Below are 12,345 nucleotides of genomic sequence, written 5' to 3'. Positions count from 1 at the left end.
CCAGATGGATGGGCGTTATCGGCGAAACGAGTTTGCTTACCGCCAGCGCACAGTAACCGCAGCATACTTCAGTATGTGAGGATTGCGAGCACTGCCGGGAAGCAAAACCGTGAGTGAGATAGCCCATGAGGGGCCCAAGTAAGGGAAAGACTCGCCATGTTATTGCCTTGGCTTATATTGTTACCCTTTGTCGGTGGCTTGCTGTGTTGGCAGTTTGAGCGCTTTGGTACGAAAGTACCGCGCTGGATCGCGCTGATCACCATGGGTCTGACGCTGGTGCTGTCGCTGCAACTGTGGATGCAGGGCGGCTACTCGCTGACACAGGCCGCAGGCTTGCCACAGTGGCAATCTGAATTCTCCGCCGCGTGGATCCCCCGTTTCGGCATTAATTTCCATCTGGCGCTCGACGGTCTGTCGCTGCTGATGGTGGTGCTGACCGGCCTGCTCGGTCTGATGGCGGTACTCTGTTCGTGGAAAGAGATTGAGAACAATCAGGGCTTCTTCTATCTCAACCTGATGTGGATCCTCGGTGGCGTAATCGGCGTGTTCCTTGCCATCGATATGTTCCTGTTCTTCTTCTTCTGGGAAATGATGCTGGTGCCGATGTACTTCCTGATCGCGCTCTGGGGTCATAAGGCATCCGACGGTAAAACCCGTATTACCGCCGCCACCAAGTTCTTTATCTACACCCAGGCGAGCGGTCTGGTGATGCTGATTGCCATTCTTGGACTGGTATTTGTTCACTATAATGCCACCGGCGTCTGGACCTTCAACTATACCGAACTGCTGAAAACGCCGATGTCACACGGTGTTGAATATCTGCTGATGCTCGGCTTCTTTATCGCCTTTGCGGTGAAAATGCCGGTAGTGCCGCTGCACGGCTGGTTACCCGATGCTCACAGCCAGGCGCCAACCGCCGGTTCGGTCGACCTCGCCGGGATCCTGTTAAAAACCGCGGCTTACGGCCTGTTACGCTTTAGCCTGCCGCTGTTCCCGAATGCATCCGCTGAGTTCGCGCCAGTTGCGATGGGGCTGGGGATTATCGGTATCTTCTACGGTGCGTGGATGGCCTTCACCCAGTACGATATCAAACGTCTGATTGCTTACACCTCGATTTCCCATATGGGCTTTGTGCTGATTGCGATTTATACCGGCAGCCAGCTGGCGTTCCAGGGCGCGGTAATTCAGATGATCGCCCACGGCTTGTCGGCGGCGGCGCTGTTTATCCTCTGCGGTCAGCTGTATGAACGTCTGCATACCCGTGATATGCGCCAGATGGGCGGCTTGTGGTCACGTATCAAGTGGTTGCCAGGTCTGTCGCTGTTCTTTGCGGTGGCCAATCTCGGCATGCCAGGTACCGGTAACTTTGTCGGTGAATTTATGATTCTGACCGGCAGCTTCAAGGTTGCGCCGGTGGTGATTATTATCGCCACCTTCGGTCTGGTCTTTGCGTCGGTTTATTCGTTAATTATGATGCAACGCGCTTACTACGGTCCGGCAAAATCCGACACGCCGTTGCCAGGCATGTCACCGCGCGAATTCCTGATGATTATGGTGCTGGTGGTTCTGCTGGTGTTGCTGGGCGTTTATCCACAGCCGATTCTGGACACCTCACATGCTGCGATGAGCAATATTCAGCAGTGGTTTACCGCTTCAATTTCAACTACAAGGCCGTAATTCGCCATGACAATAACTCCTCAACATTTGATCGCGCTGCTGCCGCTGTTGATCGTCGGATTGACGGTGGTGGTTGTGATGCTGTCCATTGCGTGGCGACGCAACCACTTCGTCAACGCTACGCTGACGGTGATCGGTCTGAACGTGGCGCTACTGTCACTGTTCTTTGTCGGCCAGGCTGGCCCGATGGATGTCACGCCACTACTGCGCGTAGATGGTTACTCGATGCTGTATACCGGGCTGGTGATCCTCGCCAGTCTTGCCACCTGTACTTTTGCTTACCCATGGCTGGAGGGTTATCCCGACAACCGTGAAGAGTTCTACCTGCTGGTGCTGATTGCGGCGCTCGGCGGCATCGTACTGGCCAGCGCCAACCACCTGGCTGCGCTGTTTATCGGTATTGAGCTGATCTCGCTGCCGCTGTTTGGCCTGATTGGTTATGCTTTCCGTCAGAAACGCTCGCTGGAAGCGGCAATTAAGTACACCATTCTCTCTGCCGCAGCATCGTCATTCCTGCTGTTTGGTATGGCGCTGGTGTATGCCGATTCCGGTAACCTGAGCTTTGTGGCGCTCGGCAAAAGTCTGAATGACAGCATGCTGACGCAGCCGCTGCTGCTGGTGGGGCTTGGTCTGATGATTGTCGGCCTCGGCTTTAAACTGTCGCTGGTGCCGTTCCATCTCTGGACGCCGGACGTTTATCAGGGCGCGCCAGCACCGGTTTCCACTTTCCTCGCTACCGCCAGCAAAATCGCTATTTTTGGGGTAGTGATGCGTCTGTTTATGTATGCGCCGGTGACCGACAGCGAAGCAGTGCGTACCGTGCTGGGCATTATCGCCTTTGCCTCGATCCTGTTCGGTAACCTGATGGCGATCTCGCAGAGCAATATCAAGCGTCTGCTGGGTTACTCATCCATCGCCCACCTCGGTTATCTGCTGGTGGCGCTGATTGCGATTCAGACGCATCAGCTGTCGCTGGAATCTGTCGGTGTCTATCTGGCCGGTTACCTGTTCAGCAGCCTCGGCGCCTTTGGCGTAGTGAGTCTGATGTCCAGCCCGTACCGTGGCCCGGATGCGGATTCACTCTACTCCTACCGTGGTCTGTTCTGGCATCGTCCGATTCTCTCGGCGGTGATGACGGTGATGATGCTGTCGCTGGCGGGTATCCCGATGACGCTGGGCTTTATCGGCAAGTTTTACATTATTGCCGTGGGTGTCGGTGCGCATTTATGGTGGCTGACTGGTGCCGTGGTACTCGGCAGTGCAATTGGTCTCTACTACTATCTGCGCGTGACGGTCAGTCTCTATCTCAGCCCGCCAGAACTGTTGCAGCGTGATACGCCCGCTAACTGGGCATTTACTGCCGGTGGGGTGGTGGTGCTGATCTCCGCGATTCTGGTGCTGCTGTTGGGTATCTATCCGCAGCCATTGATCCATCTGGTACAAATGGCGCAGCCGCTGATGTAATCATTTGCGGGCGGCGAGAACGCCGCCTCTACAAGCGACCCCTGTAGGGGGGGCGTTCTCGCCGCCCGTGTTGATAAGTTGCACAATGAAAAACAGGCCGATGTGGGCCTGTTTTTTTTTTGCAAAATTTTTACTACTGCACAATATTGCATCGTTTACTTTGTACGCTTTCTGGCTTGTTGCTAATTTAAAGACATCTCAATTGCGGCGGAGATGTCACTTGATAAGATTGATTTTCTTACTGTCAGGCGCGCATGTGCTGAAGTCGCGCTGGCTGCTGATGGGGCTTTTCGGACTGTGCTGGATCGCGCTGGGTATCGTGATATTTATCGATATCGCCGATGATGGTCGCTTATCCGTGCCGCTGGATATGCTGGCAATTCTGCTGGTGGTGGAAGGGCTGGTGGAGATTGCTGCGGCGCTGATTATTGATATCCGCATTCACTGGCCCGGTATCCTGAAAGGCGTGGGTTTCCTGTTTATTGCCTTTCTGGTGTTCGATCTTCCCTGGGATAATAATATTCTTGCCTCGCTGCTGTTTGGCGTGGCGTTTCTTGGCGACGGGCTGTTTCGTATTTGCTCGTCACTGGTGCTGCGCACGCCGAAATGGCGGCGTCAGATTATTTCTGGCGTAATTGAGATTGGACTCAGTATGCTGATTTTCAGCAACTGGCCATTCCATCACCATGTCACCGTACCGCTCTGTTTTGCTCTGCTGCTGATAACCTCCGGACTGTCATTAATGCTGATGGCGCGTCAGGTATTGCTGCTGCCGGACAACACGTCGGTGATGTCGCTGCCGCTATTTACCTCGCGTGGGCTGCGCCACTGGCGTGAAGTAACATATCAGCATCCGCCATTCCCCGAAGATCCGCCGCCGCAACCGCTTACGGTGCTGGTATGGACGCCAGTGGGCACGGCGGTGGTGACCGACCGCCGGCGGGTTATCGATCGCTATATTGCCGCCGTTGATCAAAACGGCGTAATCTCCACCGGCCATGCCGCGCTGCAAATGCTGCCAGACCTCTATATCAGCCACTATCCGTTTGATGATATCGACCGCGACAGCGGTAATTTCCGCGCTATGTTACGTGCCGGGGAGGAGAACGATGTTGCCGGACGATTTCTGACCTCGCTGGAAGAGGAGATTGCCGACTGGTGCGAACCGGACCAGCAGGTGCTGTTTACGTATTACAATGCCGCGGCGTTGCGTAATTACTGGCAGGCTTTCTCAGCGGACAGCACTTACAACCTTACCTCACGCAACTGCTCTTCGACGGTGGTGCAGGCGCTGGATGTCGCGACAGAAGGGGCGATGGGGCGCTATCTGTTCCCCGGCGTTCGCCTGTTTTTTGACCCCAATTTCTGGCTGCTGGGACTGGTGCGCGGTCGTGCGGAACAGATGACCTGGACGCCAGGCCTGGCGCTGGATTATGTCCGCCTGCTGAACGCGGTGATTACGCCCGTTCACAGTCGCGCATGGCATAAGCGGGTGCGTGAAGCTTTCGCGCTCCGGCGCAGGATGATTAAGCAACAAGCGCGACAGCGCAGAGCGCAGAGAAAGGCAGGTGGCGGCCAGCATGAGAGCTGAATTACGCGCGAAGGCCGCGGTGATTGCGGCGGTCACTATTTTTGGTCTGACTTACGGTCTGAGCGCACCGCTGATTGCGCTTACGCTGGACAGTCGTGGCTACAGTGAAACCTTTATTGGCATTAACGCGGCGATGCATGCGCTGGGTGTGCTGCTGATTGCCCCGGCGTTGCCAGGGTTATGCCGCACTTTTTCCACGCGCCAGCTGATGTTTACTGCCTTACTGGCTGCCGGTCTGCTGCTGATGCTGTTTCCCGTGCTGCCGGTGGCCAGCTGGTTTCTGCTACGCCTGCTGCTGGGCGTGGCGACGGAAGTGATTCTGGTGGTAACCGAAACCTGGTTAAATCAGGTTACGGTAGAACAGCACCGGGCAAAAAATCTGGCGCTGTATACCGCAATGCTGTCACTGGGTTTCGCCGCCGGGCCGCTAATCCTCAGCCTGCATGGCAGCGGCGGCGGCGCCTTTATGCTCGGCGCAATCATTGCGCTGGCCGCAGCGGCCGCGATGCTGCTGGCGCAGACCGGGGCGATCGCCGCTGAACAGGAAATAAAACGCTCACTGTGGCGCTGGTTGCAAATGCTGCCGCTGGCGCTCAGCGCAACGGTGCTGAATGCTGCGCTGGAGTGCGCAGGCATGAATCTGTTGCCGCTGTATGCAATCAATCTTGGCTGGCGTGAAGCTGATGCCACCTCACTGATTACAATCCTGATGGTGGGGGCGATTGTATTGCAGTTGCCGATTGGCTGGCTGGCGGACCGGGTCGATCGGCGGCGGCTGATTGTTATCCTGGCGGCGCTCTCTACCTTCGGAGCGCTAATCTGGCCGCTGGCGCTGCGCGAACTGTGGCTGGCGCGTACGCTGCTGTTTCTGTGGGGCGGGGTATTTGTCGGTATTTATACCGTGATCATCACCCTGACTGGTCAGCATTTTCGCGGCGCCGAGCTGACAGGGGCCTATGCTATTTTGTCGGTAGGCTGGGGCGTCGGCGCGTTGCTGGGGCCAACCCTTGGCGGTATCGCGATGTCGCTGACATTGCACGGTTTACCGTTGATGGCGGCATTATGCTGCGCTCTCTTTACGCTTTTTGCGCTGCGGGCAACGCGAACGATTTAGGGTATAGTTATTGGTCGATTAATCAGGGGGGGAGAAACAATGGATCTGTTATGGCAGGATTTACACCACACCGAACTGAGCGTTGCGCAGCTGTATGACATTCTGGCGTTGCGCAGCAGGGTGTTTGTCGTTGAGCAGCAATGTATTTATCAGGACATTGATGGCGGCGATCTGCTGCTGGATAACCGCCATATTCTCGGCATGCTGGATGATAAAGTGCTGGCCTATGCCCGTATCCTGACGCCGGAAACTGCGCAGCCAGCAGTGCGCATTGGCCGGGTGATTATCTCGCCGGAAGCGCGTGGTTTAAACCTCGGTTATCGCTTAATGGAACAGGCGATTGCCAGTTGTGAACAGCACTGGCCGGGGATATCGATCTATCTTTCCGCGCAGGCCCATTTGCAGGGATTCTATGGCCGTTTAGGTTTTAAACCGGTAGGCGAGATTTATCTCGAAGATGATATTCCGCATATCGGTATGCAGAATTAAGGTCTGCTATTAAGGGCTTAGCCGTATGGCGCTGTACCTGATCGTTAAATCTGACAACGTTGCAAAATCCTCAACCATTAAAGATCAAAAAAAAAGCGCCGATAGGTGAATGGCAGGGATTTTTTTTGTAATGGATTTGTTGATTCTGTTATCAGGTAACTCCAGGAGCGCCATAATGGCCAGGCAACTAATCAAGAAAAAAACCATGAGCACCCGCGCCCAGATGTTACTGACCGGCGCGCTGACGATTACTTTAGGTTTTGTGGTCACTATTGGTGTCCTCAGCTGGCAATCCAGCCGTGAACAAAAATCACTGGCTGAAAACTATCTGCAACAGATTGCTCAAACCCAGGCGCTGCAAATCCAGCATCAGCTAAACTACGCCCGCGACGTGGCGCGTAACCTGGGCCAGAGCCTGATAGCGCTGCCGGCGGCAGGGATTAACGATCGCGCGGTGGTGGATAAGCTGACTGAATATGCGCTGCGCGATAACCCCGATTATCTGTCGATATCGGTGATTTTCGAACAGAATGCTTTTGACGGGCGTGATGCGGAATTTGCCGGTAAGCCGGGCCAGGCGCCAAATGGCCGTTATGCCTTTTTTGTCGATCGCGACCAGGCGGGTAATTTTAACATGCATCCGCTGCTTTCCATTCTCACGCCCGGGCAGGGCGACTACTATCTGATCCCGCAAAAAACGCAGAAAGATACGCTGACCGAGCCTTACAGCTACGCCTATAACGGCGTGCCCACGCTGCTGACCTCAGTGGCCGCGCCGATCGTTGATGGCGGCAAGCTGTGGGGCGTAGTGACCTCAGATATCTCGCTTGCCTCGTTACAGCAGAAAGTAAACCAGATTAAGCCGTGGGAAGGGGTGGGCTACGCCATGTTGCTGTCGGGCGCAGGCAAGGTTATCTCTTATCCGGATAAAAACCTGACCGGCAAAGCGCTGCCGGCCCAGAGCGGCAACTTTAGCGCCGCAGTGGTAGAACAAGCCGATGCCATCCTTGGTGAAGATGCATTAGTCACCTGGCAGCCGGTGACCATCGGCAACAGCAGTGAGAAATGGTATCTCGGCGTCGCGGCGCCGGTCAGTCAGGTGATGGCCGCCGCCAACCGCCAGTTAACCAATGCGCTGATCCTGATGGTGCTGAGTATCCTGCTGGTCAGTGCGCTGCTGGGCATCGTATTTAGCCGTAAAGTGCTGAAACCAATAGGCGGCGAGCCGCTGCATGCCGCCACTATTGCGCTGGCGGTCGCCGACGGGCAGCTGGGCAACCGTATTGACGTCAGGCCGCAGGATCGCAGCAGTCTGTTCTTTGCGCTGCATACCATGCAGGAGCGTTTACGCGATATTGTCGGACAGATCAAAGAGGCCAGTGATTCGGTACGTCAGGGGGCCGGTGAGATTGCCAGTGGCAACCTTAACCTCGCTTCACGCACCGAACAACAAGCCGCCGCGCTGGAGCAGACCGCCGCCAGTATGGAGCAGATCACCGCCACGGTGAAACACAATGCCGACAATGCGCATCAGGCGACTACGCTGACGGAGAACGCCACCAGGATTGCCAGCCGCGGTGAGTCGCTGGTCGGCCAGGTGGTACAGACCATGGCGCAGATTGATGACAGTGCGAAGAAAATTGGTGATATCACCGCCATTATTAACAGCATCGCCTTCCAGACCAATATTCTGGCGCTGAATGCGGCGGTAGAAGCGGCGCGCGCCGGAGAGCAGGGGCGTGGTTTTGCCGTCGTGGCTTCTGAAGTGCGTAATCTGGCGCAGCGCAGCGCCAGTGCGGTAAAAGATATCGCTGCGCTGATTGAAGAGTCTACGCACCGCGTTGAGAGCGGCGTGCAGCTGGTGCGTGACGCGGGTAAAACCATGCAGGATATGACGCAGGCGGTCAGCTCTGTGCAGAGTATTATCGGTGAGATTGTTGCCGCCTCAGATGAGCAGGCAAAAGGTATCAGTCAGGTCACTATTGCCGTCAATGAAATGGATGGCGTCACCCAGCAGAACTCGGCGCTGGTACAACAGATGTCGGCGGCAGCCAGTTCGCTGGAGGATCAGGCTGAACAGCTGGCGCAGACGGTGGAGCATTTCCGTCTGGAAGAGCAGCGCGCATAACGCGTAAAAAGCCGGGGCTGGCCCCGGCTTAATCACCACTTAATCGGGATGCATCTGGCGATCATCCACATACTTACGCTTATCTGGCGGTGGCGGGAAATACTGATACAGCCAGGTTTCGCTCAGCGTCTCCTCCTTGCTGCGCAGGAACATACGCATCTCCACTGGTTTGGTGTCGTTACTGTCCGGATACCAGTCAAACAGAATGCGATAACCATTCATCGGCTCAACAAACAGAATCTCAACCTGCTTAATGGTGCCTGACGACACATTAATTACCGGCTCAATACCTTTCGGTGCGGCGGCCTGCAGGTCGCCACCAACAAAATCAACTGCAATACGGCGCGCCCAGACATCCGGGTATTGTTCGCCCGGCGCCCAGCCTTCCGGGAAACCGCCCATGCCGGTGCGGGTCGCGTCGACACGCGCTAAGCCACTGCGTACCGGCGGCAAACCACTCCAGTAAAGTTTGTAGTGGAAGCTGTATTCGCTGCCCGCTTTGATCGGCTCTTCCGGCTGCCAGAAGCAGACCACATTATCCAGCGTCTCACCGGTAGTTGGGATCTCCATCAGATTGATGGCGCCTTTACCCCATTTACCAATTGGCTCCACCCACAGACTTGGGCGTTTGTTATACCAGCCAATTACATCCTGATAATCCTTGAAATCATGATTCAGCTGCAACAGGCCAAAGCCACGCGGGTTGGTGTCTTCATACGCGTTGTATTGCAGCTTCTGCGGATTATTCAGCGGACGACAGATCCATTCACCGCTGCCGGTCCACATCGCCAGGCGATCAGAGTCATGGATTTGCGGATGGATGGTGTCACACATGCGGCGCTCATTGGTGCCGCAGCTAAACATACTGGTCATCGGTGCGATACCGAGCTGCTTAATATCCTTACGCGCGAAGATATGGTTCTCAATCTCCATCACCACACGTTTGGCTTCACAGTCGATAATAAATTTATACGCGCCGGTGGCGCTTGGGCCATCCAGCAGGGCATACACCGTAAAGCTGGTGTCCTCTGCTTTGGGTGTTTCAAACCAGAAAGCGGTGAAGTCCGGGAACTCCTCCTGACCGTTGCTAAAGGTGTTAACCGCAATACCACGCGCGGACAAGCCGTACTGATAAGTGTCATCTACCGCGCGGAAATAGCTGGCGCCAAGGAACGAGACGACATCGCGGCTGGTCAGTTCCGGTTTTTTAAACGCGCGGAAGCCGGCAAAGCCCAGATCGGTTTTGCCATCCAGTTGCTTAGTATCCACTTTGGCGTTGTTGTAGTTAAACAGTTCAGGGCGGAAATGAATCTCACGTGCTTCACGGCTGGTTTCATCGACCGAGAACATGCGGATACGGCGTTTAAAACCCATACCGACATGGAAGAACTGCACATCCAGTTCGCGGTCGGCAGTACCGTTCCATAATGAGTGGTTGGCGTCGTACTGAATTTCGTTATACGCCTGCGGAGTGAGGGTCGCCAGCGTCTGCGGAAGCGCGCCTGGTGCGCCGCCCCACGGTTGCTTCGCCATACTGGCGGCCATTTTTTTCAGAACGTCAAAATCAAATCGCATCGCGGTGCCGTCGGCAATATCGGTATCTGCCCATGCTGACTGTGCAAATAGCGTGGATAAGCCAGACATCCCGCTTACGCTGGCGAACGCCATTGACGCTTTCATAAACATTCTTCGATTCATGCCAGAGGTCATTTCCTTTGCTGAACGGAGTTTGTAGTGACTGTCGTGCCTAATCACCCATTTACATCGCCTGGCGCTGCCAGGGTTACAGGGAGGTACGACAGCTTGCTGATACAAAAATTCAAATCTCAGAAAATTTATCAGATTAATCAAATAAACGTACGCTTTTCCGCTGAAACAAGGCGAGATTTAAGCGGTTTTACGTTTGTCTGATTTTTAAACGTGGATTGGGGGCCGGCGGCACGGTGGTGATGCAATGAGGTCTGGTATTGATGGCTAACATTCCAGCTTGTTAACTCTTGCCACCATTCTCAGTCTATTCCTGGTCGCCATTCCTCACAGAGCTGTGAAAACTGTCTATAGTTAATGGACATACATGTGTTTTCGCCCACGGAGGAAGAAAATGGCTATACCTGATGAACCGCATGAAACCCGACTGGATGACGATTTGACACTGCTGACTGAGACCCTGGAGCAGGTGCTGAAGTCGTCGGGCGATCCTGCCGATCAGAAGTACATTGAGCTCAAGGCTAAAGCAGAGCAGGCACTGCATGATGTCAAATCGCGCGTCAGCCAGGCGTCGGATACGTATTACTACCGCGCGAAGCAAGCGGTATACCGCGCCGACGACTATGTGCATGAAAAACCCTGGCATGGGATTGGCGTTGGCGCCACGGCCGGACTGGTGATTGGTCTGCTATTGTCGCGTCGTTAATCTCCGCGTTTAGTATTGCCCCGGGGCCGGTATAACCGGCCCTTCTCTTTTGGTTAACAATCCTCGCTTTACTGCCTCAAATCAAAAACTCCGAATGTCACCGCGCCTAACATAACTGACTCCTGCTCAATTTTGAGGTCAGCATGATGGCATTCAGCGCAGCGCTTAATCAGTTACGCCACGACCTGCAACAGATCACCAGCCGTCAGCCAGGTTACCGGCGACTGAGCGTCAGAATCGCTGACAGCGGCGATGCCCTGTGCTGGCTAAACGCCCAGCAGTGCTGGCCACAGCTGTGGTGGCAACATCGTAATGGCAAAGAGAGTGTGGCGGCCTGCGGCGAAGTACAGCATTTCAGCGATATTCAGCAGGCGCAGCGGGCGGCCAACCGTTTGCCGGCCGACTGGCGTATCTGGGGAGCCAATGATTTCTCCGCCGGGCAGAGCTATCTGTTTCTGCCGCGCATCGTCTGGCGGCGCAGCGAAACGGGTTGTCAGCTACAGCTGCATCTTTGCAGCGACAGCTCGCTGCATGAAGACGCCCGGCATGCGTTGCAGTTTCTTGCCGAACTCCAGCCGCTGCGCCCGCTGGCGCCGCTCGACGCGCCGTTGCTGCTCAGCCAGCATACCCCGGACCGTGCCGGCTGGTCGCGACTGATTGACCAGGCGCTCACGGCGATTGCCGCCGGAGAGATGGATAAAGTGGTGCTGGCCCGTGTCACCGATCTCTGGTTCTCGCGCGCGGTGAGTGCGGCGGCGCTGCTGGCCGCCAGCCGTCGGGTAAATCATCACTGCTACCACTATATGCTGGCCTTTGACGGCCATCATGCTTTTATCGGTTCCACACCGGAGCGGCTCTATCTGCGTCAGCAGAGCGAACTGCTGACTGAAGCGCTGGCGGGCACCGTCGCCAGCGATGCTGATGATCGCGTGGCCGCGCGCCATGCCGACTGGCTGCGTCAGGATGATAAAAATCAGCGGGAAAATCTGCTGGTGGTCGATGATATCTGTCAGCGATTACAGGGGATGGTCGCCGGGCTGGACGTGATGCCGGCGGAGGTGGTTCGCTTACGTAACGTGCAGCATCTGCGCCGCCGCATTCACGGTGAACTGCGCCAGCGCAGTGATGAACTCTGCCTGAGTCACCTGCAACCCACGGCGGCGGTTGCCGGTTTTCCGCGCCAGCCCGCGCGAGCATTTATTGCCCGTTATGAACCCTTTACCCGTCAGTGGTATGCCGGCTCGCTGGGCTATCTGTCGCGCCAGAAGAGTGAGTTTAGCGTGTCGCTGCGTTGTGCGCAGATCGACGATCGTCGGGTACGCCTGTATGCCGGCGCGGGGATTGTGGCGGGTTCCGATGCGCAGCAGGAGTGGCAGGAGATCGACAATAAAGCGGCGGCGCTGGCGACATTACTTAGTGAAGACTCACGTTAAACCTGGCTCAAATCAACATCCTGTATATTTTACCTT

General features: G+C 55.7%; 9 protein-coding genes. 8 read left to right on the top strand and 1 reads right to left on the bottom strand.

Translation table 11 applies throughout. From position 1 onward, the window contains the following. The first annotated feature begins 156 nt into the window (after positions 1 to 156). The 6 genes from nuoM to J2125_RS04130 all read left to right on the top strand — a co-directional run bounded on the left by nuoM (position 157) and on the right by J2125_RS04130 (position 8,463). Complete coding sequence (gene nuoM, locus J2125_RS04155; RefSeq protein WP_017803436.1) at positions 157 to 1,677, top strand: NADH-quinone oxidoreductase subunit M; 1,521 nt, start codon at positions 157 to 159, stop codon at positions 1,675 to 1,677. 6 nt (positions 1,678 to 1,683) lie between these two features. Beyond that, positions 1,684 to 3,141 (top strand): NADH-quinone oxidoreductase subunit NuoN, encoded by a 1,458-nt coding sequence (gene nuoN, locus J2125_RS04150; RefSeq protein WP_026112032.1) that lies wholly within the window; start codon positions 1,684 to 1,686, stop codon positions 3,139 to 3,141. A gap of 220 nt (positions 3,142 to 3,361) precedes the next feature. After that, entirely contained in the window at positions 3,362 to 4,732 is a 1,371-nt protein-coding gene (locus J2125_RS04145; RefSeq protein ID WP_051050861.1) for an HdeD family acid-resistance protein, read from the top strand. Then, a complete protein-coding gene (locus J2125_RS04140; RefSeq protein WP_017803439.1) occupies positions 4,722 to 5,846 on the top strand; it encodes an MFS transporter in 1,125 nt (374 codons plus the stop codon). The genes J2125_RS04145 and J2125_RS04140 overlap by 11 nt, the downstream gene beginning before the upstream one ends. A 39-nt stretch (positions 5,847 to 5,885) precedes the next feature. After that, positions 5,886 to 6,335, top strand: a complete 450-nt coding sequence (locus J2125_RS04135) for a GNAT family N-acetyltransferase (RefSeq protein ID WP_017803440.1) — start codon at positions 5,886 to 5,888, stop codon at positions 6,333 to 6,335. 175 nt (positions 6,336 to 6,510) lie between these two features. Further along, complete coding sequence (locus J2125_RS04130; RefSeq protein WP_017803441.1) at positions 6,511 to 8,463, top strand: methyl-accepting chemotaxis protein; 1,953 nt, start codon at positions 6,511 to 6,513, stop codon at positions 8,461 to 8,463. A 39-nt stretch (positions 8,464 to 8,502) separates the two neighbouring features. Here J2125_RS04130 and J2125_RS04125 read toward each other — a convergent pair whose 3' ends face one another. Then, a complete protein-coding gene (locus J2125_RS04125; protein ID WP_026112033.1) occupies positions 8,503 to 10,161 on the bottom strand; it encodes a glucan biosynthesis protein D in 1,659 nt (552 codons plus the stop codon). A gap of 403 nt (positions 10,162 to 10,564) precedes the next feature. Between J2125_RS04125 and elaB the strand changes: the two genes are divergently transcribed. Continuing rightward, positions 10,565 to 10,876: a stress response protein ElaB gene (gene elaB / locus J2125_RS04120; RefSeq protein ID WP_017803443.1), complete on the top strand. Its 312-nt coding sequence runs from the start codon at positions 10,565 to 10,567 to the stop codon at positions 10,874 to 10,876. A 143-nt stretch (positions 10,877 to 11,019) separates the two neighbouring features. Further along, positions 11,020 to 12,309 carry an isochorismate synthase MenF gene (menF, locus tag J2125_RS04115; protein ID WP_026112034.1) on the top strand — a complete coding sequence of 430 codons (1,290 nt, stop codon included), beginning with the start codon at positions 11,020 to 11,022 and terminating at the stop codon, positions 12,307 to 12,309. The last annotated feature ends 36 nt before the right edge of the window (positions 12,310 to 12,345 follow it).

The sequence above is a fragment of the Winslowiella toletana genome, from assembly GCF_017875465.1.
In the GTDB taxonomy this organism is placed as follows: Bacteria; Pseudomonadota; Gammaproteobacteria; order Enterobacterales; family Enterobacteriaceae; genus Erwinia; species Erwinia toletana.
This window is presented reverse-complemented; position numbering and strand designations above follow the sequence as displayed.